General features: G+C 70.1%; 19 protein-coding genes. 5 read left to right on the top strand and 14 right to left on the bottom strand.

Going from position 1 to position 25008, the window contains the following annotated elements; translation table 11 throughout:
* Positions 1 to 101 precede the first annotated feature (101 nt).
* From ACY0PA_RS33880 to ACY0PA_RS33860, 5 genes are all read left to right on the top strand, one after another.
* Positions 102 to 1784, top strand: a complete 1683-nt coding sequence (locus tag ACY0PA_RS33880; protein WP_473081259.1) for a thiamine pyrophosphate-binding protein — start codon at positions 102 to 104, stop codon at positions 1782 to 1784.
* 11 nt (positions 1785 to 1795) lie between these two features.
* Complete coding sequence (frc, locus tag ACY0PA_RS33875) at positions 1796 to 3028, top strand: formyl-CoA transferase (RefSeq protein ID WP_473081258.1); 1233 nt, start codon at positions 1796 to 1798, stop codon at positions 3026 to 3028.
* Positions 3029 to 3031: 3 nt separating this feature from the next.
* Complete coding sequence (locus ACY0PA_RS33870; RefSeq protein ID WP_473081257.1) at positions 3032 to 5173, top strand: acetate--CoA ligase family protein; 2142 nt, start codon at positions 3032 to 3034, stop codon at positions 5171 to 5173.
* 224 nt (positions 5174 to 5397) lie between these two features.
* On the top strand, positions 5398 to 6792 hold the full coding sequence (locus tag ACY0PA_RS33865) for an OFA family MFS transporter (protein WP_473081256.1): 1395 nt from the start codon (positions 5398 to 5400) through the stop codon (positions 6790 to 6792).
* 1 nt (position 6793) lies between these two features.
* Positions 6794 to 8188: an OFA family MFS transporter gene (locus ACY0PA_RS33860; RefSeq protein WP_473081255.1), complete on the top strand. Its 1395-nt coding sequence runs from the start codon at positions 6794 to 6796 to the stop codon at positions 8186 to 8188.
* Between the two features lie 74 nt (positions 8189 to 8262).
* Here the strand turns inward: ACY0PA_RS33860 and ACY0PA_RS33855 are convergent, their stop codons facing one another.
* The 14 genes from ACY0PA_RS33855 to ACY0PA_RS33790 form a co-directional block, all read right to left on the bottom strand.
* Complete coding sequence (locus tag ACY0PA_RS33855) at positions 8263 to 9420, bottom strand: sugar phosphate isomerase/epimerase family protein (protein WP_473081254.1); 1158 nt, start codon at positions 9418 to 9420, stop codon at positions 8263 to 8265.
* Between the two features lie 52 nt (positions 9421 to 9472).
* Positions 9473 to 10897 (bottom strand): alkaline phosphatase family protein, encoded by a 1425-nt coding sequence (locus ACY0PA_RS33850; protein ID WP_473081253.1) that lies wholly within the window; start codon positions 10895 to 10897, stop codon positions 9473 to 9475.
* Positions 10894 to 12063: a metabolite traffic protein EboE gene (gene eboE, locus ACY0PA_RS33845; RefSeq protein WP_473081252.1), complete on the bottom strand. Its 1170-nt coding sequence runs from the start codon at positions 12061 to 12063 to the stop codon at positions 10894 to 10896. Before eboE ends, ACY0PA_RS33850 begins: the two co-directional genes overlap by 4 nt.
* 3 nt (positions 12064 to 12066) lie before the next feature.
* Complete coding sequence (locus ACY0PA_RS33840) at positions 12067 to 12915, bottom strand: TatD family hydrolase (RefSeq protein WP_473081251.1); 849 nt, start codon at positions 12913 to 12915, stop codon at positions 12067 to 12069.
* The gene (locus ACY0PA_RS33835) at positions 12915 to 13562 is read right to left on the bottom strand and encodes an EboA domain-containing protein (protein ID WP_473081250.1); all 648 of its coding nucleotides are present in this window, start codon (positions 13560 to 13562) and stop codon (positions 12915 to 12917) included. The genes ACY0PA_RS33840 and ACY0PA_RS33835 overlap by 1 nt, the downstream gene beginning before the upstream one ends.
* Entirely contained in the window at positions 13559 to 14410 is an 852-nt protein-coding gene (locus tag ACY0PA_RS33830; protein WP_473081249.1) for a sugar phosphate isomerase/epimerase family protein, read from the bottom strand. Before ACY0PA_RS33830 ends, ACY0PA_RS33835 begins: the two co-directional genes overlap by 4 nt.
* Positions 14407 to 15315 carry an SCO3242 family prenyltransferase gene (locus tag ACY0PA_RS33825; RefSeq protein WP_473081248.1) on the bottom strand — a complete coding sequence of 303 codons (909 nt, stop codon included), beginning with the start codon at positions 15313 to 15315 and terminating at the stop codon, positions 14407 to 14409. Before ACY0PA_RS33825 ends, ACY0PA_RS33830 begins: the two co-directional genes overlap by 4 nt.
* Positions 15312 to 16439 (bottom strand): inositol-3-phosphate synthase, encoded by a 1128-nt coding sequence (locus tag ACY0PA_RS33820; protein ID WP_473081247.1) that lies wholly within the window; start codon positions 16437 to 16439, stop codon positions 15312 to 15314. The genes ACY0PA_RS33825 and ACY0PA_RS33820 overlap by 4 nt, the downstream gene beginning before the upstream one ends.
* Before the next feature lie 95 nt (positions 16440 to 16534).
* Positions 16535 to 17893, bottom strand: a complete 1359-nt coding sequence (locus tag ACY0PA_RS33815; protein WP_473081246.1) for a ThuA domain-containing protein — start codon at positions 17891 to 17893, stop codon at positions 16535 to 16537.
* A 15-nt stretch (positions 17894 to 17908) separates the two neighbouring features.
* Positions 17909 to 20347: a PQQ-dependent sugar dehydrogenase gene (locus ACY0PA_RS33810; protein ID WP_473081245.1), complete on the bottom strand. Its 2439-nt coding sequence runs from the start codon at positions 20345 to 20347 to the stop codon at positions 17909 to 17911.
* A 261-nt stretch (positions 20348 to 20608) separates the two neighbouring features.
* Positions 20609 to 21607, bottom strand: coding sequence for a sugar phosphate isomerase/epimerase family protein (locus tag ACY0PA_RS33805; protein WP_473081244.1), 999 nt, complete (start codon positions 21605 to 21607; stop codon positions 20609 to 20611).
* 13 nt (positions 21608 to 21620) lie between these two features.
* Positions 21621 to 22832, bottom strand: coding sequence for a Gfo/Idh/MocA family protein (locus tag ACY0PA_RS33800; protein ID WP_473081243.1), 1212 nt, complete (start codon positions 22830 to 22832; stop codon positions 21621 to 21623).
* 55 nt (positions 22833 to 22887) lie between these two features.
* Entirely contained in the window at positions 22888 to 23931 is a 1044-nt protein-coding gene (locus ACY0PA_RS33795) for a substrate-binding domain-containing protein (protein WP_473081242.1), read from the bottom strand.
* A 20-nt stretch (positions 23932 to 23951) separates the two neighbouring features.
* Complete coding sequence (locus ACY0PA_RS33790; RefSeq protein ID WP_473081241.1) at positions 23952 to 24962, bottom strand: ABC transporter permease; 1011 nt, start codon at positions 24960 to 24962, stop codon at positions 23952 to 23954.
* Between the last annotated feature and the right edge of the window lie 46 nt (positions 24963 to 25008).

Genomic DNA, 25008 nt, shown 5'->3' with positions numbered 1-25008 from the left:
CCCACCGGATGCGGGATAACAAGCTTCATACAGTATTCGTCGACTGTATGCAATGTACTGCGACAGCGCACGACTCCCCTACGAAGGGACAGGACTTCCTCATGCCCGACGACAGCCAGGAACTCATCTCCGGTGGTCATCTGGTCGCCAAGGCGCTCAAGGCAGAAGGTGTGGAGGTCATCTACACCCTGTGCGGCGGCCACATCATCGACATCTACGACGGCTGCGTCGACGAAGGCATTGAAGTCGTCGACGTCCGTCACGAGCAGGTCGCCGCCCACGCGGCGGACGGGTACGCGCGCATCACCGGCAAGCCCGGATGCGCCGTCGTCACCGCGGGGCCTGGCACCACCGATGCCGTCACCGGTGTCGCGAACGCGTTCCGCGCGGAGTCACCCATGCTCCTCATCGGTGGCCAGGGCGCGCACACCCAGCACAAGATGGGCTCGCTCCAGGACCTGCCGCACGTCGACATGATGACGCCCATCACCAAGTTCGCGGCGACGGTGCCGGACACCGCGCGCGCCGCCGACATGGTGTCGATGGCGTTTCGCGAGTGCTACCACGGCGCTCCCGGCCCCTCCTTCCTGGAGATCCCGCGCGATGTCCTCGACGCCAAGGTGCCGGTGGACAAGGCCCGCGTACCGCAGGCCGGCCAGTACCGGGCCTCGACCCGCTCGGCCGGTGACCCGGAGGCGATCGAGAAGCTCGCCGACCTCCTCGTGCATGCCGAGAAGCCGGCGATCCTGCTCGGCAGCCAGGTGTGGACGACCCGCGCGACCGAGGACGCCATCGAGCTCGTCCGCACCCTCAACGTGCCCGCGTACATGAACGGCGCGGGACGCGGCACCCTGCCGCCCGGCGACCCGCACCACTTCCAGCTCTCGCGGCGCTACGCCTTCTCCAACGCCGATCTCATCATCATCGTCGGCACGCCCTTCGACTTCCGCATGGGCTACGGCAAGCGCCTCTCTCCCGACGCGACCGTCGTACAGATCGACCTCGACTACCGCACCGTCGGCAAGAACCGCGACATCGACCTCGGCATCGTCGGCGACGCGGGTCTCGTCCTGAAGTCGGTCACCGAGGCCGCGTCCGGGCGCCTGAACGGCGGCGGGACCAAGCGCAAGGAGTGGCTCGACGAGCTGCGGGCCGCCGAGCAGACCGCCATCGACAAGCGCCTGCCGAGCCTCAGGTCGGACGCCTCGCCGATCCACCCGTACCGCCTGGTCAGCGAGATCAACGACTTCCTCACCGAGGACTCGATCTACATCGGCGACGGCGGCGACATCGTCACCTTCTCCGGGCAGGTCGTGCAGCCCAAGTCGCCCGGCCACTGGATGGACCCGGGGCCGCTGGGCACCCTCGGCGTCGGCATCCCCTTCGTCCTCGCCGCCAAGCAGGCGCGGCCCGACAAGGAGGTCGTCGCGCTCTTCGGCGACGGGGCGTTCTCGCTGACGGGCTGGGACTTCGAGACCCTCGTCCGCTACAACCTGCCCTTCGTCGGGATCGTCGGCAACAACTCGTCGATGAACCAGATCCGTTACGGCCAGAAGGCCAAGTACGGCGACGAGCGCGAGCGCGTCGGCAACACCCTCGGCGACGTCCACTACGACAAGTTCGCCCAGATGCTGGGGGGTTACGGCGAAGAGGTCCGCGACCCCGCCGACATCGCGCCCGCGCTCCGGCGGGCCCGCGAGTCCGGGAAGCCCTCACTGATCAACGTGTGGGTCGACCCGGACGCGTACGCCCCCGGAACCATGAACCAGACCATGTACAAGTGAGGAGCCCTGCCATGACCACCAAGGCTCTTGAGGGCGTCCGTGTCCTCGACATGACCCATGTGCAGTCCGGGCCCTCCGCGACCCAGCTCCTCGCCTGGCTCGGCGCGGACGTGGTGAAGCTGGAGGCGCCGACCGGGGACATCACGCGCAAGCAGCTGCGCGACCTGCCGGACGTCGACTCGCTCTACTTCACGATGCTCAACTGCAACAAGCGGAGCATCACCCTCAACACGAAGACGGAACGCGGCAAGGAGCTCCTCACCGAGCTGATCCGGCGCTCCGACGTCATGGTCGAGAATTTCGGCCCGGGCGCCGTCGACCGGATGGGCTTCACCTGGGAGCGCATCCAGGAGATCAACCCGCGCATCGTCTACGCCTCCATCAAGGGCTTCGGCGACGGCCCGTACACCAACTTCAAGGCGTACGAGGTCGTGGCGCAGGCCATGGGCGGCTCGATGGCGACGACCGGCTTCGAGGACGGTCCGCCGCTGGCCACGGGCGCGCAGATCGGTGACTCCGGCACCGGCATCCACGCCGTCGCCGGCATCCTCGCGGCGCTGTTCCAGCGCGAGAACACCGGGCGCGGCCAGCGCGTGAACGTCGCCATGCAGCACGCCGTGCTCAATCTGTGCCGGGTCAAGCTGCGCGACCAACAGCGCCTGACGCACGGCCCGTTGGCCGAGTATCCCAACGAGGACTTCGGGGACGAGGTGCCGCGCTCGGGCAACGCGTCCGGCGGCGGCCAGCCCGGCTGGGCGGTCAAGTGCGCGCCCGGCGGCCCGAACGACTACGTGTACGTCATCGTGCAGCCCGTCGGCTGGCAGCCGCTGAGCGAGCTGATCGGGCGGCCCGAGCTGGCCGAGGACCCCGAGTGGGCGTCGCCCGAGGCGCGCCTGCCCAAGCTCAACAAGATGTTCCAGCTCATCGAGGAGTGGTCCTCGACCCTGCCCAAGTGGGAGGTGCTCGAGCGGCTCAACGCGCACAACATCCCGTGCGGGCCGATCCTCTCCACCAAGGAGATCATCGAGGACGCCTCGCTCGTCGCGAACGAGATGGTCGTCGAGGTGGCCCACCCGGAGCGCGGCACGTTCACCACGGTCGGCTCCCCCCTCAAGCTCTCCGACTCCCCTGTGGAAGTGGTCAGTTCACCCCTGCTCGGCGAGCACAACGCCGAGGTGTTCGTCGGGGAGCTGGGGCTCGGGGACGAGGAACTGCGCCTGCTCAAGTCGAACGGAGTGATCTGATTGATGGCCGAGGACCGTGAGCTCACGGTACGGGCGCTGCTCGAATCCGTACGCGCGGAGGGCCGCAGCGCTCTCACCGCCCCCGAGGGCAAGGTGATCGCCGACGCGTACGGGATCTGCGTGCCCGGCGAGGAGCTGGCGACGGACGTGGACGAGGCGGTCGCGTACGCGGCACGCTTCGGCGGACCCGTCGTGATGAAGATCGTCTCCCCCGACATCCTGCACAAGACGGACGCGGGCGGCGTGATCGTGGGGGTGGAGGGCGCGGCCGACGTGCGGGCCGCCTTCTGCAAGATCGTGGAGAACGCGCGGGCCTACGCGCCGGACGCCCGGATCAAGGGCGTGCAGGTGCAGGAGCTGCTGCCGACCGGGCCCTCCTCGCAGGAGGTCATCGTCGGGGCCGTCACCGATCCGACGTTCGGGAAGGTCGTCGCGTTCGGGCTCGGCGGTGTGCTGGTCGAGGTGCTCAAGGACGTGACGTTCCGGCTCGCGCCGGTCGGCGCGGACGAGGCCGTGTCCATGCTGGACTCGATCCGGGCGGCCGAGGTGCTGCGCGGGGTGCGCGGCGCGCAGCCGGTCGACCGGTGGGCGCTCGCCGAGCAGATCCGCCGGGTGTCCCAACTGGTCACCGACTTCCCGGAGATCGCCGAGGTCGACCTCAACCCCGTGATCGCGACGCCGCAGGGCGCCGTCGCCGCCGACATCCGGGTGATCCTCGCCGACGGGGCACTAAAGCAGCGGCGCACGTACTCGCGCGAGGAGATCCTCCGGTCGATGCGCCGGCTGATGCAGCCGCGCTCGGTCGCGGTGATCGGCGCGTCCAGCGAGCAGGGCAAGATCGGCAATTCGGTCATGCGCAACCTGATCGACGGGGGTTTCTCCGGAGAGATCCATCCGGTGAACCCCAAGGCCGATGACATCCTGGGCCGCAAGGCGTACAAGAGTGTCACGGACGTCCCGGGTGAGGTGGATGTGGCGGTCTTCGCGATCCCCGCCAAGTTCGTGGCCTCGGCCCTCGAAGAGGTGGGACGCAAGGGGATCCCGAACGCGGTCCTGATCCCCTCCGGCTTCGCGGAGACCGGTGAACAGGCCCTCCAGGACGAGATCGTGGCGATCGGCGAGCGGTACGGGGTACGCCTGCTCGGGCCGAACATCTACGGCTACTACTCGACGTGGCAGGACCTGTGCGCCACGTTCTGCACGCCGTACGACGTGAAGGGCGGGGTCGCGCTGACCTCGCAGTCCGGGGGCATCGGCATGGCGATCCTCGGCTTCGCGCGCACGACGAAGACCGGTGTCTCCGCGATCGTGGGGCTCGGCAACAAGTCGGACCTCGACGAGGACGACCTGCTCACCTGGTTCGGCGAGGACCCCAACACCCAGTGCATCGCCATGCACTTGGAGGACCTGAAGGACGGGCGGGCCTTCGTGGAGGCCGCGCGGGCGACGGTGCCGAAGAAGCCCGTCGTGGTCCTCAAGGCGGGGCGCACCAGCGCGGGCGCGAAGGCGGCCGGTTCGCACACGGGAGCCCTCGCGGGCGACGACGCGGTGTACGACGACATCCTCAGGCAGGCCGGCGTCATCAGGGCGCCGGGGCTGAACGAGATGCTCGAGTACGCGCGGGCGCTGCCCGTGCTTCCGACGCCGAAGGGCGACAACGTCGTCATCATCACCGGCGCGGGCGGCTCGGGTGTGCTGCTCTCGGACGCCATCGTCGACAACGGCCTGTCCCTGATGGAGATCCCGGAGGATCTGGACGCCGCGTTCAAGGCGTTCATCCCGCCCTTCGGCGCCGCGGGCAACCCGATCGACATCACGGGCGGTGAGCCGCCGTCGACGTACGAGGCCACCATCAGGCTCGGACTTGAGGACCCGCGGATCCACTCGCTCGTCCTCGGCTACTGGCACACGATCGTCACCCCGCCGATGGTCTTCGCGGAGCTGACGGCACGGGTGGTCGAGGAATTCCGCGCGCGGGGCATCGAGAAGCCCGTGGTGGCGTCGCTCGCGGGCGACGTCGAGGTCGAGGAGGCCTGCCAGTACCTCTACGAGCGCGGGGTCGTGGCGTACCCGTACACGACCGAGAAGCCGGTGGCCGCACTTGGTGCGAAGTATCGGTGGGCCCGTGCGGCGGGGCTGTTGTGATGCCCGGACCAGCCGACGAACCGGCCGGGGGTCCGGGGGTTGCCCCCGGGCCAACACAGCCGGTGGGCCCGTGCGGCGGGGCTGTTGGGGGGCGGTTCATGAGGTGACCGGACTGGGGGCCGGCCGGCGGTGCGCGCGGGCCGGCCCCGGGACCCATGCGCACGGAGAAGGAATTTGGACAGGGGGCGCTGGCCAGATCTTTCGACGCAAGGGGTGCGACCGTCATGAAAACCACCGACGATCTATCGAGTCCCGTCCCCTTCAGGGAGGTGACGGACCGCAACGGCCGCCTGTACCGCATCGGTGAGACCGATCGGGACATCATGGGGCGACCACGCTGGACCATGGTGCTCTTCCCATGGATGGGCATGCTCGGCATCAGCTCGTCCGAGTACGCCTTCACGTCCGCCGAGGACACCCTGCACGAGGCCCATCTGTGGAACAGCGGGCACATCTTCTGGCTGATGGGTGTCTGGGTGTTCTTCCAGGCCGCCGTCGCCTTCCCCGCGGGGCAGCTGCGTGAGAGCGGGAGGCTGCCCGCGCGTTACGCGATGTTCCTCGGCGCCCTCGGCACGATCCTCGGCTATCTGTCGCTCGCGTACGCGCCGCATGTGATCGTCGCGTACCTCGGTTTCGGCATGTTCAGCGGCATCGGCGCCGGCCTCGTCTACGCGACCTGCGTGAACATGGTCGGCAAGTGGTACCCGGAGCGCAAGGGCGGCAAGACCGGGATGGTCAACGGCGGTTTCGCCTATGGCTCGGTGCCCTTCGTCTTCCTGTTCACGTCGTACATGGACTTGAGCAACTACGAGGGTGTCCTGGTGATGGTCGGCGTGATCTGCTGCGCCGTCGTCGCGTTCGCGGGCTGGTTCTTCAAGGACCCGCCGAAGGGCTGGTGGCCCCCGCATGTGGACCCGCTGAAGGTGTCCGACGACCCGAAGATTCGCCGGGCTCTGGCGAATAACCCGCCGGCCGTGAAGCAGTACACCCCCAAGGAGGCCGCCCGGACACCCGTCCTGTGGATGATGTGGTTCTGTCTGCTCTGCACCGCGGGGATCAATATCTTCGGCATCGCCTTCCAGGTGCCGTTCGGAAAGGACATGGGATTCGCCGGCGGCATCGTGGCCACGGCGATGTCACTCAAGGCGATCGTCAACGGAACCGGCCGCGGTGTGATCGGCTGGATCTCCGACCGCTTCGGCCGCCGCAACACACTCATCGTCGTCTGCCTCGTCCTCGGGTCCGCCCAGTTCGGCGTACTCGTCTCCGGGTCGATGGGCAGCATGCCGTTCTTCCTGTTCTGCTCGATGGTCTCCGGGTTCGGCGGCGGCGCGATCTTCCCGCTGTTCGCGGCCATGACGGCGGACTACTTCGGTGAGAACAACAACGCCTCCAACTACGGGATGGTCTACAGCTCGAAGCTGATCTCGGGTCTCGTGGGCTCCGGAATGGGCGCCGTCGTGGTCGGGGCGTGGGACTACGAAGGCGCCTTCGTCATCGCGGGCTCCATCGGGCTCGCCTCCGCGGTCCTCGCACTGTTCCTCAAGGCGCCGGGCAGGCCGAAACCTCAGCGCCGCATCGTTCCCAACCCGCAACCGCTCGGTGAGGAGATGGCTTGATATGACGGCGGAGCCCATCGCCGCAGGCAACTCAGCGACGACCACCGGTAGCAGGTACCGAGAAATCACCGACGAGAACGGCCGCGTCTATCGCCTGGGCGAGAGCGACCGCGACATCCTCGGCCATTCCCGTAAGTTCATGGTGTATCTGCCATGGGTCGCGATGATGGCCATCAGCGTTTCCGAGTACGCGTACGGTTCGGCGGAGGACACTCTGTCCAGCGCACATGGCTGGACGCAGTCGAACACCTTCTGGATCCTGAGCGTCTGGGTGTTCTTCCAGGCGGGCATCGCCTTCCCGGCGGGGTGGATGCGGGAGAAGGGCATCCTGTCCGCGAAGCGGGCCATGATGACCGGCGCGTTCCTGTGCATGCTCGGATTTCTCGCGCTCTCCCATCTCAGCAATGTGTGGCTGGCGATCCTCGGCTTCGGCGTCATCGGTGGCCTGGGCTCCGGCCTCGTCTACTCGACCTGCATCAACATGGTCGGCAAATGGTTCCCGGAGCGAAAAGGCGGCAGGACCGGTTTCGTCAACGGCGGCTTCGCCTACGGGTCCCTGCCGTTCATCTTCATCTTCAACTACGCCTTCGACACGTCCAATTACCACCGGGTGCTCGACATGATCGGCGCCTACGTCCTGGTCGTGGTGCTGGTCTGCGCGTTCTACTTCAGGGACCCGCCGAAGAACTGGTGGCCGCACGACATCGACCCTCTGGCCACCTCCGGCACGGGCAAGAGCGCGAGGTCTCTGGCCAAGAACCCGCCCGCGGTACGCCAGTACACGCCCAAGGAGGCCATCAGGACCGGCATGCTGCCGATCATGTGGTTCAGCCTCGTGCTGACGGCCGGTGTGTCGATCTTCGGCATCTCGTTCCAGGTGGACTTCGCCAAGGAGGTCGGCTTCGGGCCGCTGGTCGCGGCGTCGTCGATGGGCGTCATGGCCGTCATCAACGGAGTCGGCCGTGCCGTCGTGGGCTGGATGTCGGACATCTGGGGCCGGAAGCTCAGCCTGGTGCTCGTGATCGTCGTGCTGGGGCTTGCCCAGTTCGGCGTGATCTGGGCGGGCGACATCAAGAGTGAGTGGCTGTTCCTGGTGTTCGCGTTCCTGTCGGGCTTCGGCGGCGGCGCGTTCTACCCGATGTTCGCGGCGCTGACCCCGGACTACTTCGGGGAGAACTACAACGCCACCAACTACGGGCTCGTCTACAGCGGCAAGCTCGTCAGTGGTCTGTTCGGCGGCGGCCTCGGCTCGATGGTGGTCGCCGCGTGGGGCTACAACGGGGCGTACGCGCTGGCCGGCGGGATATCGATGGTGGCGGCGGCCTTCGCGCTGCTGCTGCGGCAGCCGGGCCGGGAGAAGGCGGCCACGACCTCGAAGGAAGTCATCGGCGCATAAGGGGAGTTCACGTTCACCTACTGAGTGGGGCCCGGCCGTATGGCAGGGCCCCACTCATTTCCGCCGGGTCGGCGTCAGCGCTTCTTGCGCAGCCCGGCCAGGTTGTCGTAGCCGGTCTTCGCGTACGTGAGGGACTGGCCGAGGTCGGTGGCGCTGGGCGCGTTGTCCTGCTCGACCATCGGGTTGTGGTAGTTCATCGCCCCGACGCGGGTGAAGAACTTCTCGTAGTCGATGACTCCGGTGCCGAACGGCACCATGTCGTAGCCCATGCCGTTCGTCTCGTTGACCGTGCCGTCCTTGGCGTGGAACAGCGGGTAGCGCTTGTTGTTGCGGCTCACGAGCGCCGCCGGGTCGAAGACGTTCTCCCGCTGGGAGCCGTCGTGGGCGGTGTAGGTGTGGAACTTGTACTGGGCCACGTGCGCCCAGAAGATGTCCATCTCCAGCCAGACCGTCTTCGGGTCGGTCACCTCGAGGAAGTACTCCAGCTTGCGGATGCCGGAGCTGCGTGTCGGTTTGCCCTGCGCGTCGAGGGGGCCGCCGTCGAGCAGGAAGCCGTACGCCGCGTCGTGGTTGTGCGTGTACAGCTTGAGGCCGGCGCCGTGGGCGATCTTGCCGAGCGCGTTCCACTTGTCGGCGGCGGTGTCCCAGTCGGACCGGTAGGCGCTGCCGGTGGGGTCGCCGCCGGTGCCCATGTGGTCCATGCCGAGGATGTTGGCTATCTCCAGGTGCTTCTTGAACGTGTCGAGGTCGGGCTGGCTGAGCGGCCACGACCCCGGGATGAAGCCGTGGTTGCCCTGGGCGCGCAGGCCGTACTCGTCGAGCCAGGAGCGCAGCAGCTTGGCGCCCTCGACGGATTCGAGGCTGGCGCCGCCGGGCGCGTTGGCGTGCTGGCCGTAGCCGGCGAACTCGACCTGCTTGTAGCCGTAGCGGGCCAGCTCCTTGAACACCTCGCGGAAGCCGGAGGGCAGGTCGGTGGCGAGCGGGTCTCTGCCGGTGGCGTCGCGCACGGTGTAGAGGATGATGCCGCGCTTGGATGCCGGGACGAGGGCGTTGCCGCCGCCCCCGCCGCCGTTGTGCGTGCTCTGGGCGAGGGCGGGCGACGCGCCGAAGACGGGTGCGGCGACGGCGGCTGCCCCCGCGGCGGTGCAGGTGCTCAGAAAGCGTCGGCGGCTGACACCGAGAGCGCGGCGCAGTGCGTCGCCGGGTCCGGATTCATCGTTGAACGCGGTCACGGTCTCTCTCTTTCTCGGGTGGGTGCGGGGTGTGTGCGGGTGCGCACCGGGCTCATGCGAGACCGGCCAGGTCGAGCAACAGCGATTTCACGTCGGTGGCCGCGACACGGCCGGTGACGGCGCGGGGGGTGGAACAGAGGATGAGCGGACCGTCGGGGCTGTCGTCGCTCAAGGGGAGGCGGCCGTGGCTGCCGCGGATGGGTGAGGGGTCGAGGGGTACGACCGCCATGCGGTAGCGCATGCCGAGCTTCTTGCGGGCCAGGGCGCCGGCGGCCTTCACCTTGACGTAGGGGTCCTGGGGGTCCATGAACAGCTCGACGGGGTCGTAGCCGGGTTTGCGGTGGATCTCGACGAGCTGCGCGAAGTCGGGCGCGCGGGCGTCGTCGAGCCAGTAGTAGTACGTGAACCAGGCGTCGGGTTCGGCGACGGCGACGAGTTCCCCGGAGCGGGGGTGGTCGAGATGGTGGGCCTTCTTGCCCTCGTCGTCGAGGAGTTGCTCGATGCCGGGCACGTCCTTCAGCGCCTCGCGGACCATGTCGAGATCCTCGGGGCGGCGCACGTAGATGTGGGCGATCTGGTGGTCGGCGACCGCGAACGCGCGGGACGTCATCGGGTCGAGGTACTCCATGCCGTCCTGCGTGTGCACTTCGAGGAGTCCGGCGCGGCGCAGGGCGCGGTTGATGTCGACGGGCCGCTCGACGCGGGTGATGCCGTACTCGGACAGGGCGACGACCGTGCGGCCCTCGGCCTTCGCGTCGTCGAGGAGCGGCGCGAGGGTGGCGTCGAGTTCGGCGGCGGCCCGGTGCGAGCGCGGGTCGTCGGGGCCGAAGCGCTGGAGGTCGTAGTCGAGGTGGGGGACGTAGGCCAGGGCCAGGTCGGGGTGGCGGGTGGCCATGATGTGACGGGTCGCGTCGACGATCCACCGGCTGGAGACGAGGTCGGCGCCCGGGCCCCAGAAGTGGAAGAGGGGGAACGTGCCGAGGTTCTCGGTGAGTTCGTCGTGCAGGGCCGGTGGTCTGGTGTAGCAGTCGGGTTCCTTGCGGCCGTCGGCGTAGTACACGGGCCGGGGCGTGACGGTGATGTCGGTGTCGGCGCCCATGGCGTACCACCAGCAGATGTTGGCGACCGTGTACCCGGGGTGGCTGCGGCGGGCCGCGTCCCAGAGCTTGTCGCCGGCGACGAGTCCGTTGTGCTGGCGCCACAGGAGTACGTCGCCCAGCTCGCGGAAGTACCAGCCGTTGGCGACGATGCCGTGCTCGGACGGCATGGTGCCGGTGAGGAACGTCGACTGGGCGGCGCAGGTGACGGCGGGCAGGACCGTGCCGAGGTGGGCCTGCGACCCAGTCCGGCCGAGGGCCTTGAGGTGGGGCATGTGGTCGAGGAGACGCGGGGTGAGTCCCACGACGTCCAGGACGAGCAGCGGGTTCGGGCTCACGTCCGGCCGCTCGACTGTGTGGTCTGCGGTGGCAGTTGTCATGGGAGTTCCTTCAGGCCGAGGTCCGTCAGGAGGTCGCGGGCCAGGGTGAGCTCGGCGGCGATGCCGTCGGCGAGCTGGGTGCGGGCGCGGGGGCGCAGCTCGGGCGGGAGCGCCTGCCAGGTGTACGTCTCGACTTCCAGGTGACGGGTGAGCGGGTGCGCGCCGCCGACCAGGCGGGTGAGCGTGTCCTTCAGCACCGGGAGTGTGGAGGTGAGGGGGGCCGCGGGCGCCGCGTGCAGCGGTACGTGGAAGTGGGCGCGCCAGGGCGCGGTGTCGGGGAGCGCGCCGCCGGCGATTGCCTCGCCGAGGTCGTCGGTGCCGCGCAGCCCTTCGGGGGTGAGGGTGCGGGTCTGGTGCAGGAAGCGGGGTTCGTCGAACGCGGCGAGCGCCTCGCGGACCTCGGCTCTTTCGGGGTGCTCGGCGTGCAGGGCCGCGGAGAGCTGGGACTTGACGACGGGGATGCCGGCGGCGGCGAGGGCGTCGAGTGCGGTGGCCGGGTCCTCGAAGGAGGTGGCGAGATGGCAGGTGTCGACGCAGACGCCGATGCGGTCGCGGGCCACGGCCGTGAGCGGGGCGATGGCGTCGCCGGTCGTCTCGACGGTGCAGCCCGGCTCGGGTTCGAGGCCGATGCGGAGGGAGCGGCCGGTCAGCTCCTCCAGGGCGTCGAGCCGCTCGGCGAGGGTGGTGAGCGCCGCGTACGCGATGTCCCTGCGTGCCGGGTCGTAGCCGGTGCGCCATGCGAGGGGCAGCGTGGAGATGGTGCCCTCGGTGATGTCGGAGGGGAGCAGCGCGGCGAGGAGCCGGGCGAGGTCCGCGGTGTGCGCGAGGCGCTCCGGGTCGGCCCAGTCGGGCTTGTACACGCGGTACTTGACCTTCTCGGCGCCGAACCCTTCGTAAGGGAAGCCGTTTAGGGTGACGACTTCGAGGCCGCGGCGGTCGAGTTCGGTGCGCAGGCCGCGCAGGGCGACGGGGTCGGTGGTGAGGGCGCGCGCGGCGTCCTTGGCGAGCCACAGGCCGATGCCGAGCCGGTCGCGGCCGAGGCGCTTGCGGACGGGTTCGCAGTGGTCGCGCAGCTGGGCCAGCACGCCGTCCAGGGTCTCGGCGGGGTGGACGTTGGTGCAGTACGCGAGGTGGACGGTGGACCCGTCGGGGTGGCGGAAGCGCATCGCTCACGCCCCGCCGCGCAGGATGGAGTTGCCCTCGTGGGTGGCGTCGGTTCCGGCGACGTCGAGGTCGAGCCGGCCGCTGAGGCCGTAGAACGCGACGGGGTTGCGCCACAGGACGCGGTCGGCGTCGTCCTCGGTGAAGCCGGCCTTCAGCATCGCGTCGGCGACCTTGCGGGTCTTGAGGGGGTCGCTCTTGCCCCAGTCCGCGGCCGAGTTGACGAGCACCTGCTCGGGTCCGTACTCGGTGAGGATCGCGACCATCCGCTCCTCGTCCATCTTGGTGTCGGGGTAGACGGAGAACCCGAGCCAGCAGCCCGCGTCCTTGGCCTCCTTCACCGTGGTCTCGTTGAGGTGGTCGATCAGCACGCGGTCGAGCGGCAGGTCCGACTCGCGTACGACGTCCAGGGTGCGGCGCAGTCCGGCGAGCTTGTCGCGGTGCGGGGTGTGCACGAGCGCGGGGAGTTCGTGGTCGGCGGCGAGCTGGAGCTGCGCGGCGAGCGCGGTGTCCTCGGCGGGGGTCATCGAGTCGTAGCCGATCTCGCCCACGGCGACGACGTTGTCCTTGACGAGGTAGCGCGGCAGCGCGTCGAGGACGGGCGTGCAGCGCGGGTCGTTCGCCTCTTTGGGGTTGAGGGCGAGCGTGCAGTGGTGGGCGATCCCGTACTGCGCGGCACGGAACGGCTCCCAGCCGAGGAGCGCGTCGAAGTAGTCGAAGAACGAGGCGGGCGAGGTGCGGGGCTGGCCGAGCCAGAAGGACGGCTCGACGATCGCCCGTACGCCCGCGGCGTACATGGCCTCGTAGTCGTCGGTGGTGCGCGACGTCATGTGGATGTGGGGGTCGAAGATGCGCATCAGGACTCCTCGGCCTTGTGGGGAGGGGGCACGACCAGGGGGGTCAGGGCCAGTACGCGGTGCAGGTCGTCGGGGACGGGTCGGCCCGCGGCGGTGCGTTCGCGTGCGTAGTCTCCGAGCATGCGGGCGAGTTCGGCGTCACCGCGCGCCCGTTCGGCGAGCTCGGCGACGGCGGACACCGGCACGCCGGTGAACAGACACTTCAGGACGGCGTGCCGCCAGTGGTGTGCGGGGAGGTGCTCGGCGGCGTAGGGGCCGACGGCGGCGGCGACGAGCCGGGTGTCGTTCGTGCGCAGCGCGTCCTCGACGAGGGACAGCGCTTCGGGCCCTGGTACGAGGTGGGGCAGGGCGGCGAGGACGGCGCGGCGTTCGGCGCCGGCGCCCTGTTCGTAGAGGCGGGTGAGGGTGGCGGTGTCGGCGCGGGCCGCGTGCAGGAGGACGATGCGGGCACTGTCGGCGTGCTCGGCGCCACAGCGGCGCCCCGCTTCGGCGAACCTCAACTCCCATGTGGCTGGCGTCTGTTGATTACCGGTGTTTTCGGCGGCAGCCGCCGCCGTGGCCTTGTCGAGCCAGGTGCGGGCGGTCTCGCCGAGGGAGGCGTCGGTGCGGGCGCGAAGGGCCGCGATGCCGACAGGTGTGTCGGTCATGGGGTGCCTCCTTCGGCGGCGGATCGCAGGAACCGCAGGGATTCCTCGGCGAGTTGGGGCCCCGCGTGGGAGTGGCGGGGCAGTTCCACGACCGTCAGTCCCTGGTAGCCGGTGGCGTCGAGGGCTTCGAGCACCGGCGGGAAGTCGATCTCGCCTTCGCCGAACGGAAGGTGTTCGTGGACACCGCGCCGCATGTCCTCGATCTGTACGTGCTTCAGCCAGGGGGCGGCCTCGCGCACGCAGTCGGCGGGCGGCAGCGGCTCCAGGCACTGGCAGTGGCCGATGTCCAGGGTCAGGCCGAGCGCTTCCGGGCCGCCGAACTCCTCGCGGAGGTAGTGGAAGTCGGCGAGTGAGCCGAGGAGGTGGCCGGGCTCGGGCTCGATGGCGAGCGGGACGCCGACGGCGTCGGCCGCGTCGAGGACGGGGGCGAGCGCGTCGGCGAACCGCTTCCAGGCGGTGCCGTCGTCCGTGCCGTCCGGAGTGATGCCGCTGAAGCAGTGCACGGCGTGGGCGCCGAGGCCGGCGGCCACCTGCACGGCCCTGATGAGGAGCCGGGTGCGGGCGGCCCTGGCGTCCGGGTCGGGGTCGAGGAGCGAGGGGCCGTGCTTGCGGCGCGGGTCGAGGACGTAGCGGGCGCCGGTCTCGACGGTGACGGTCAGGCCGTGCCGGTCGAGGGCGCGGGCCACCTGCCGGGTGCGGGTGGGGAGGTCCGGGACCAGGGGGTCCAGGTGCATGTGGTCGAGGGTGAGGCCGACGCCGTCGTATCCCAGGTCGGCGAGGACGGCGAGGGCGTCCTCCAGGCGCAGGTCGGTGAGGCCGTTCGTGCCGTATCCCCAGCGGATGGTCATGTGACGCTCACCTTCGGTGCGATGCGCCGCGCGAGCGGCGCGAGGGCGGCGGTGATCAGGGCGGTGCTGGGGGCGCCGGCCCTGGCGGCGAGGGCGGCCTGGAGGGGGATCATGGCGCGGATGCCGCCGCCCACCGCCCGCTGGGTCAGGGGCGGCGAGGGGTTGAGGGCGGCGTGGAAGTAGGGGCGGGCCGCGGTGGCCGCGTAGGCGGCGGCCAGGGCGGCGGCGGTGGTCCCCGACAGGCCGGGGGCGGCTGCTACCCGCCGGCCTGCCGGGAGTCGTGGGGCGCGCCCGGTGATCCGGGTCAGCGCGAGGGTCGCGGCGAGCGCGCCCAGGGGGGCTTTGACGTCGCCGCCCTGGGTTTCGTTGCGGGACACCGCGGTGACGGCGAGCGTGTGGGCGGCCAGCGTCGTGGCCGCGGGCAGGGCCGCGCGATGCAGGCGGCCCGAGGTCGCCGCCGCTCCCAGCAGCACGTCGAGCCCTCTCGCCGCCGCCATCGCCACCGGTCCCGCCGGCGTCTTCTTCAGGCCCAGGTCGTACGACCACACCGTCGCCGCGAGCGCGCCCGCGGCCAGGGCGGCGGGACGGCCCGCCCGGGTCGCGAGGGCCAGGCCCGCGGCCGTGAGGCCGCCCGCTGCCGCGAGGGCCGCTGCGGGGCGGATTCGCCCTGACGGCAGCGGGCGGTGCGGGCGGTCCACGGCGTCCTCGGCGCGGTCCGCCCAGTCGTTGAGGGCCATGCCCGCCTCGTAGAGGCACAGCGACGACCCGATGGCGAGGAAGGTGCCTCGGCCGGGGCGCAGGCCCATCGCCGACGCGCCCGCCAGCGCGTCGCCGGGGACGGTGAACAGGGCGGGCAGACGCAGGAGTTCGGCCCAGGCCCGCAGGTGCTGTGCGCGGCCGGTCACCGCAGGCGTCCGGCAAAGCCGACCAGTGTCGCGTACTGCTCGGCGAGCGCGGGGGACGCGTCGCCGTCCGGGTCCTTGAAGTAGAAGCCGAGCTCCGGCAGGGGCCCCTCGACGCCCTTCTCGTGGGCGCGCAGGAGAAGGCGGGCCAGGTCGAGGACGAGGGGGGCGGCGAGCGCGGAGTCGCAGCCCTGCCAGATCGTCTGAAGGATCATGCGGGAGCCGAGGAACCCGTCGAAGGCGATGTGGTCCCAGGCGGTCTTCCAGTCCCCGAGCGCGGGCACGTCGTCGATGTGGACCTCGCCCTCGGGCACGGCCCCGAGCGCGTCGGCGAGAACGCGTTCCTTGCCCGCGTTCTTCGCCGCGGCGGCGCCGGGGTCGGCGAGCGCGGCACCGTCTCCGCCGCCGAGGAGGTTGGTGCCGGACCAGGCCCGCACGGACAGGGAGCGCTGGAGGAACATCGGCGCGAGCACGGACCGCAGGAGGGTCTGGCCAGTCTTGCCGTCACGGCCCGCGTAGGGCAGGCCGCTGGTGGCGGCGAGTTCGGCGAGCGCGGGGTGGTGCAGGCCGGTGGAGGGGGTGAAGTTGACGTACGGGCAGCCCGCGCGCAGGGCGGCCGCCGCGTAGAGGGAGCTGGCGGGCAGCCGGCTGCTGCCGGGGGCGGGTTCCGTGGACGCCACGTTCACGACGACGGCGCGGGCGAGTCCGCCGTGGTCCACGAAGTCACGGATGTCGGCGGCGAAGGCGGCGATGAGTTCGTCGTCGGAGCGGGAGTCCCCCGGCTGGGGGCCTCCCGGGCGTATCTCCCGGTCGGCGGCGGCGAGTTCGGCGCCGACCGCGGCCGGCAGGCCGTGCGGCAGGACTCCTCCGGCGGCGAGGTGTTCGGCGCGTTTGGGCAGCGGACAGTCGACGGTGTCGTGTCCGCCGAAGACAAGGGACGACAGCGCGGGGAGCCCGGCGTCGGCGAAGGGTTCGGTCTCGGTGACCAGGCCGGTCGGAGGGTGCAGGCCCGCGCCGACGGCGGCGCAGCCCGCGACCGCGGTGGTGGCGACGGAGCCACGGGCCCCGATGAGCCATACACCGTGACGAGGAGAGCGGGCGGTGGGGGAAGTGGGTTCGGCGGACATGGGCAGCCTCCTTGTCGTACGCGAACCTGGAGCCGGAGTTGCCGTGGTGGTGCGGGACGGCGAGCGGGGGTCCGGCGTCCCCCGCCCGCCGCCGTCTAGTGGCCGGACCCGGCGCCCGGCTTCGCGGGCAGGTCCATGACCCGGATGTCACGGAAGGACACCTGGTCGTCGTTGCCGTGGTTCTGGATCCCGACGTATCCGTCGCGCAGGCTCCGGGCGGGGTCGGTGTTGGTGAAGTCGTTGACCTTCACGCCGTTGAGCCAGATCCGCAGGTGCTCGCCCTCGACCCGGATCTCGTACGTGTTCCACTCCCCCGGCGGGTTCAGCGCACGGTCGCGCTTCTTCACGTCGGCGGACTGGAAGCTGTAGACGGACCCGGTGGTGCGGTCGGGCGCGTCGGTCGCGTCGATCTGGACCTCGTAGCCGTTGTTCACGGCCGACCAGGGGTCGTCGGACTCCGGGAAGCCCACGAAGACACCGGAGTTGTCGTCCCCGGCCATCTTCCAGTCGAGCTTCAGGGAGTACGAGCCGAGCGGGCGGCCCGCGTACCAGAGCATTCCCATGCCGCCGGCCGAGGTGAGCGTGCCGTCGTCCGAGAGCTCGAAGGAGCCGGGTCCGGCCTGCTTCCAGTCCCCCAGCGACTCGGCGGTCCCGTCGAACAGGGACGTGTAGCCGTTCTCGGGCCGGCAGTCGGCCTGCGCGGCGCCGCTCGCCCAGCGGATCCCGCCGAGCAGGTGCTGCCGGAAGGCCGGGTCGGCGTACGACTCCTTGGTGTGGCCGGCGCCGGTGTAGAAGGAGCGGCCGCCCTGGTAGTTCTGGCACCAGGAGATGGGGTGGTCGCCCGCCATGGTGCCGCCCGTGTACGACGACTCGTCGAGCGAGGCGAGGACGTGGGCGTGTTCGCGCGGGTTGGTGCGGTAGTTGTACCACTCGTCGGTGCGGTTCCAGGTCCGGTCGAGGTGGGCGGTGGCCGGGTTGCCCCGGTCCTCGACCTTGACCGTGGCGGGCTGGATCGCCGGGTGGTTCTGGAAGTAGGCGCCGGCGAGTCCTCCGTAGAACGGCCAGTCGTACTCGGTGTCGGCGGCCGCGTGGACGCCGACGTAGCCGCCGCCCTTCTTGATGTAGCTCTCGAAGGCGCTCTGCTGGCCTTCGTCGAGCACGTCACCGGTGGTGGAGAGGAAGACGACGGCGTCGTAGCGGCTCAGGTTGGCGGTCGTGAAGGCGCCGCCGTCCTCGGTGGCGTCGACGGCGAAGCCGCCTGCGGCACCCAGGTCCTTCACGGCGGCGATCCCCTCCGGGATCGAGTCGTGGCGGAAGCCCGCGGTCTTGGAGAAGACCAGGACCCGGCCGCCCGCCCCCGCGTCCCCCGGTGAGGAGGACGCGGGAGCGGAGACACAGCCGATGAGCAGGGCGGCCGCGGAGGCCGCGAGCGCGGTACGGGTGGAGGTGCGCACAGTCCTGCTCCTTCCTCAGCTGGTGGTGAAGGTGAAGTTGTCGACGTCGAACAGGGCGTCGGTGCCCGCACCCTTGAAGACCAGGAACAGGGTCGTGGTCTTCGCGGACGCCCCGCCGAGGGTGCCGGTGACGTCCTTGTACGTCTCCCAGGACCCGGTGGGTTCGACCTTGGCGCTGCCCAGGAGCTTCCCCGTGGCGGAGCCGCTGCGGATCTCCAGCGTGCCGCCGGTGCCGGCGGACGCGACGCGGGCGGTGAACGACGTGGCGTTGTTCAGGACGTACGGCTTGAAGGAGATCCAGTCGCCGTTGTTGATGTCGCCGACCGTCTTGCCGCCCTCGGCCGGGGTGTGGGCGACGATACTGACGCCCTTGGAGTCGCCGTAGTGCTCGGCCTGGCGGTGCTTCTGCTGCGTGACGCTCTGGTCGTGGGTGGTCAGCGCGGGCTGGCCGCCTGCGCCCTGGTCGGTGTACTCGGCGTCGAAGACCCCGAAGATGTTGGCGTTCGGGTCGTGCTCACTGTCCGCGGAGGTCTTGATGGTGCCGGAGCAGCCGTTGGCCGACGTGACCGGGTGGCCGTGCATGTCGTGGCCGAGGATGTGCGTGACCTTGACCTTGGAGCAGTCGATCGTCCCGTCCTCGGGGTCGGTGACCTTCACCTTGAAGGGCACCTCGTCACCGAAGGTGAACAGCTGGCCGTCCGCGGGGAGTTCGAGGGTCACCGTGGGCGCGGTGTTGCCGACGACGATGTGGGTGTCGGCGCTGCCGGTGCGGCCCGTCGTGTCCTTGGCGGTGACGGTCGCGGTGTAGGTGCCGTTCTTCTTGTACGTGTGGCTGGGGGCGGCGCCCGTGCCGGTGGTGCCGTCGCCGAAGTTCCAGGAGTACGTCAGCGCGTCGCTGTCGGCGTCGGTCGCGGTCGAGGAGAAGCGGGCCTTGAGCGGGGCCTGGCCCGAGGTCTTGTCGACCTTGGCGTCGACGACGGGCGAGTGGCCGTCGGTCGCGTTCTCGATGCGGTAGAGGCCGGAGTGCTCGTCGCCGCCGAACCAGGACAGGCCGTAGTCCAGGACATACAGGGCGCCGTCCGGCCCGAAGGCCATGTCCATCACCTGCGTGCCGGTCCACGGGAACGGGTTGATCTTGGCGACCTTGCCGTCCGCGTCCTGCTCGATCCGCTTGATCCACTGCCGGCCGAACTCACCGGCGAAGAAGTTGCCGTCGTAGGCCTCGGGGAACTTCACGGGCGAGGTGTTCGCGGCGTCGTAGCGGTAGACCGGGCCGCCCATCGGGGACTCGGAGCCGGTGCCGAACTCGGGCACGGAGGCGCCGTCGTAGGGGATCCAGGCCGGCTGCGCGGCCGGCAGGTCGACGATGCCCGTGTTGTGCGGCGAGGTGTTCTTCGGCGCGGCGCAGTCGAAGGCGGCGCCGGACGTCTTGGTGGCGAAGTCGTAGTCGATGTACGCGTCGTTGTTGCCGGTGCAGTACGGCCAGCCGAAGTTGCCGGCCTTCGTGACGCGGTCGAACTCGACCTGGCCCCCGGGGCCGCGCTTGGGGTCGGCGGTGCCGGCGTCGGGGCCGTAGTCACCGACGTAGACGATGCCGGTCGGCTTGTCGACGCTGATCCGGAACGGGTTGCGGAAGCCCATCGCGTAGATCTCGGGGCGGGTCTTGTCCGTGCCCGGGGCGAAGAGGTTGCCGTCGGGTATGGAGTACGTGGCGTCGTCGTTGACCTTGATGCGCAGGATCTTGCCGCGCAGGTCGTTGCTGTTGCCGGCCGAACGCCGGGCGTCGTAGGCCGGGTTGCGGGTGGGCTGCTCGTCGATCGGCGTGTAGCCGTCGGAGGAGAACGGGTTGGAGTCGTCGCCCGTCGACAGGTAGAGGTTGCCGTCCTTGTCGAAGTCGATGTCGCCGCCCACGTGGCAGCAGATGCCGCGCGAGGTGGGGATCTCCAGGATCTTCTTCTCGCTGGCGTTGTCGAGGGTGCCGTCCGTGTTGAGCACGAAGCGCGAGAGCTGGTTGTGGCCGTCGAAGGGCTTGAAGTCCGCGGCCGTGCCGTCGTTCGGGGCGTCGCCCGCGGGGGTGTCGAGCGGCGGCGCGTAGTAGAGGTAGATGAAGTGGTTGTCGCTGAACTTCGGGTCCACGCCGACGCCTTGGAGGCCCTCTTCGTCGTGGGAGTAGACGTCGAGCTTGCCGGCGACCTTGGTGGTGCCGTTCTCGTCGGTCAGGCGCAGGACACCGTCGCGCGAGGTGTGCAGGACCTTGCGGTCCGGCAGGACGGCGAGCGACATGGGCTCGCCGACCTCTTCGGCGCCCTTGGCGAGGGTGACCTGCTGGAAGTCCTCCGCCTGCGCCTCCGGCGGTTCAGCGGCACGGGCGGTGAGGGTGAGCGATGCACCGGCCAGGAGTGTGCCGGTGAGGAGTGCGAGCGCCTTGCGGATTCTCGGGCGTTTTCTGTGCACGGGTTCCTCCGGAAAGGGGCGGGTCGTGCCGTGGACGGGGTGCGCCGTCACCCCGGGAAAGCGGTTGCTATGTATGCGGCAACGAAGCTAGCCGCGTTTGTCTGGCTCGGATAGCCCTTGTGCATAAGGTTGTTGAGACTTTCTCCTGCACGAAGACAAAGAGGTGTCTGGGCAGGGTTCAGCGACTGCGCGACCGTTGGGGCCGGTCGCGCAGTCGCTGCGGAGCCGCACACCGAGGCGGCCCCGCGCCCCTTCAGGGCGTCAGTTGCTGAACGCCGAATCGAAGGACGCCGACGGCGGTTCGAAGTCGAACGTCTTGAGGTGCCTGAGCGCCTCGGGGGCGCCCTGGAGCCGGTCCATGCCGGCGTCCTCCCACTCGACCGAGACGGGCCCCTCGTAGTCGATGGAGCGCAGCATCCGGAAGACGTCCTCCCAGGGCACGTCGCCGTGGCCCGCGGAGACGAAGTCCCAGCCGCGGCGCGGGTCGCCCCAGGGCAGGTGCGAGCCGAGGCGGCCGTTGCGGCCGTCCAGGCGGCGCCTGGCCTCCTTGCAGTCGACGTGGTAGATCCGGTCACGGAAGTCCCACAGGAAGCCGACCGGGTCGAGGTCCTGCCACACGAAATGGCTGGGGTCGAAGTTCAGGCCGAAGGCGGGCCGGTGGTCGACGGCGTCGAGGGCGCGCTGCGTGGTCCAGTAGTCGTACGCGATCTCCGACGGGTGGACCTCGTGCGCGAACAGGACGCCGTTCTCGTCGAAGACGTCGAGGACGGGGTTCCAGCGGTCGGCGAAGTCCTGGTAGCCGCGCTCGATCATCGACTCGGGCGCGGGCGGGAACATGGCGACCAGGTGCCAGATGGACGAGCCGGTGAAGCCGATGACGGTGTCGACGCCGAAGGCCGCCGCGGCCCGCGCGGTGTCCTCCATCTCGGCCGCGGCCCGCCGTCGTACGCCCTCGGCCTCGCCGTCGCCCCAGATGCGGGCCGGCAGGATCGCCCGGTGGCGCTCGTCGATGATCGCGTCGCACACCGCCTGCCCCACGAGGTGGTTGGAGATCGCCCAGCATTTGAGGCCGTACTTGTCGAGCAGGGCGCGGCGCGAGTCGAGGTAGCCGGGGTCCGCGAGGGCCTTGTCGACCTCGAAGTGGTCGCCCCAGCAGGCGAGTTCGAGGCCGTCGTAGCCGAAGTCACGGGCCAGCCTGCACACCTCTTCGAGCGGCAGGTCGGCCCACTGTCCGGTGAACAGGGTGAACTGGCGTGGCATGAGCCGTGCCTCCTCAGACCGGGATGGGGGTGTAGACGGAGTTCTTGAGCGCGCTCTCCTCCACGGCGGCGAGCACGCGCTGCACGCGCAGGCCTTCGGCGAAGGACGGTTCGGGCTGCTCACCGGCCGCGATGGCGTGGACCAGATCGCGGGCCTGGTGCGTGAAGGTGTGTTCGTAGCCGAGGCCGTGGCCCGGCGGCCACCAGGCCTCCAGGTAGGGGTGCTCGGGCTCGGTGACGAGGATGCGGCGGAAGCCCGCGCTGACCCCGGGTTCGGTGTGGTCGTGGAACGACAGCTCGTTGAGGCGCTCCAGATCGAAGGCCAACGAGCCCTTCTCGCCGTTGAGTTCGATGCGCAGGGCGTTCTTGCGGCCGGAGGCGAAGCGCGTCGCCTCGAAGGAGCCGAGTGCCCCGGAGGCGAAGCGGGCCGTGAAGAGCGCCGCGTCGTCGACCGTCACCGGGCCGCGCCCGGTCCCGGCGTCGCCCGCCGCGAGCCCGGCCGACGCCCCTACGGTGTCCTTGAGGACCGGCCGTTCCCGTACGAAGGTCTCGGTGAGCGCCGAGACTCCGGCGAGGGGCTCCCCGGCCAGGTACTGCGCGAGGTCGACGGCGTGCGCGCCCAGGTCGCCCAGGGCGCCGGAGCCCGCGTACTCCTTCTTCAGCCGCCATGTGAGCGGGAAGTCGGGGTCGACGAGCCAGTCCTGGAGGTAGGAGACGCGCACGTGGCGCAGGGCGCCGATGCGGCCCTCCTCGACCATACGGCGGGCGAGCACGGTGGCGGGCAGGCGCCGGTAGTTGAAGCCGGCCATCGCCAACTGGCCACGCGTGCGGGCCCGTTCGGCCGCCTCGACCATCGCCTCGGCCTCGTCGACCGTGTTGGCGAGCGGCTTCTCGCACAGGACATGCTTGCCCGCCTCCAGGGCGGCGACGGCGATCTCCGCATGGCTGTCGCCCGGGGTGCAGATGTCGACGACGTCGACGTCCTCGCGGGCGATCAGCGCCCGCCAGTCCGTCTCGGCCGCGGCCCAGCCGAGCCGGTCGGCCGCGGCGCGGACGGCCTGCCCGTCCCGGCCGCAGACGGCCGCGAGGACCGGCCGCAGCGGCAGGTCGAAGACCCGGCCCACGGTGCGCCAGCCCTGGGAGTGGGCGGCGCCCATGAAGGCGTAGCCGACCATGCCGACACCCAAGGGGCGCGGCCTTGTCCCCGGCTCCTGAGTCGTGCCCATGCAGTAGTCCTCCTCGTCGACGCCGGTCCCGCGAGATGCGCTGTGGGGGCATCCATCACTTGAAGCCGGTCGGCATGTACTGGGCGACGTTGTCCTTGTCGACGACCGCCGAGAAGAGCGTCACGTGGGCCGGGATCTCGAACTCGGCCATACCGCTGACGCCCTTGCCCTGTCCGAGGGCGCGTGCGAGGTCGATCGCGGAGGCGGCCATGGTCGGCGGGTAGAGGACGGTCGCCTTGAGGACGCTGTTGCCGGCCTCGATGGCCTGCATGGCGGAGAGCGCTCCGGCGCCGCCGACCATGAGGAAGTCGTCGCGGCCGGCCTGCTTGATGGCGCGCAGGGCGCCGACACCCTGGTCGTCGTCGTGGTTCCACAGGGCGTCGAAGTTCTTCTGCGCCTGGAGGAGCTGCGCCATCTTCGACTGGCCCGACTCGACGGTGAACTCGGCGGCCTGGCGGGCGACCTTCTTGATGTTCGGGTAGTTCTTCAGGGCGTCGTCGAAGCCCTGGCTGCGCTGCTTGGTGAGCTCCAGGTTGTCGAGGCCCGCGAGCTCGACGACCTTGGCGTTCTTCTTGTCCTTGAGCTGCTCGCCGATGTAGTTGCCGGCGCTCAGGCCCATGCCGTAGTTGTCGCCGCCGATCCAGCAGCGGTACGCCTGCGGGGTGTTGAAGATCCGGTCGAGGTTGACGACGGGGATCCCGGCGCGCATCGCCTTCAGGCCGACCTGGGTGAGGGCCTTGCCGTCGGCCGGCAGGATCACCAGGACGTCGACCTTCTTGTTGATCAGGGTCTCGACCTGCCCGATCTGCGCGGCGGTGTCGTTCGAGCCCTCCGTCGCCTCCAGGGTGACGTCGGAGTACTTCTTGGCGCGCTCGGTGGCGTTGTCGTTGATGGCGTTGAGCCAGCCGTGGTCGGCCTGCGGTCCCGCGAACCCGATGGTGACGTGCTTGCCCGGCTTGTCGTCCGCGGCGGGCTTGTCGTTCGCCGCGGGCTTCGCGTCCTTGGGCTCGTTGCTCGTGCAGGCGGTGAGCAGTCCGCCCGTGGTGACGGCGGCTGCCGCCCCGAAGAGCAGTCCTCTGCGGCTCGTGGTCTCTGGCATGTCGGTGGGCCCTTCCCGAGTCAAGAAGTGGTGGTGGAGGTGCGTCGCTGGACCAGGACCGCGGCGACGATGATCGCCCCCTTGGCGATCTCCTGGACGTCGCTCTGCAGATTGTTGAGCGCGAAGATGTTGGTGATCGTGGTGAAGATCAGTACGCCGAGCACGGAGCCGGTGATGGTGCCCCGGCCGCCGGTCAGCAGGGTGCCGCCGATGATCGCGGCGGCGATGGCGTCGAGTTCGTAGAGGTTGCCGTTCGTGTTCTGTCCCGATCCGGCCAGGACGATCAGGAGGAAGGCCGCGATGCCGCAGCACAGGCCCGACAGGAGGTAGAGGTAGAGGCGCTGGCGGCGTACGTCGATGCCGGCGAGCCGCGCGGCCTCGGCGTTGCCGCCGACGGCTACGGAGCGGCGCCCGAACGTCGTGCGGTTCAGGACCAGCCAGCCGACGACCGTGACGGCCGCGAAGACGAGGACGAGCGGCGGGATGCCGAGGATGTAGGCGTCGCGCTCACCGAGCTTGAGGACGCTGTCCACGGACACGGTCTGGGTCTTGCCGTCGGTGATCTGGAGGGCGAGACCGCGGCCCGACGCCAGCATCGCGAGGGTGGCGATGAAGGGGACCATGCCGCCGTACGCGATGAGCAGCCCGTTGACCAGGCCGCAGGCCACGCCCACGACGACGGCGGTGAACAGGATTCCGGCGAAGCCGTAGTCCTGGGTCGCGACCGTGGTGGCCCAGACGCTCGCGAGGGCGACGATCGCGCCGACCGACAGGTCGATGCCGCCGGAGATGATCACGAAGGTCATGCCGACGGTGACGACACCGATGACGGACGCCTGCGTGAGGATCAGCTGCACGTTGTGCGTGTCGAGGAACGAGTCGGGCTGGGTGACGCCGCCGATCAGGACGAGGACGGCGAGCACGCCCACCAGGGACAGGGTCCGCACGTCTGGACGGAAGCCTCTGGGGCGAGTCTTGGCCGGGGCGCTCTTGGGCGCGACGGGCCGGGCGGGGGATGTGGGGTGCGTCATCGCTCGGGGCTCCCTTCGTGTGCGGGTTCGTTTTGGCTGGTGTCTG

The organism is Streptomyces sp. DS1-CR2 (genome assembly GCF_055760475.1).
Note: the sequence above shows the minus strand (reverse complement) of the source record. Positions and strands in the feature narration are given on the sequence as shown.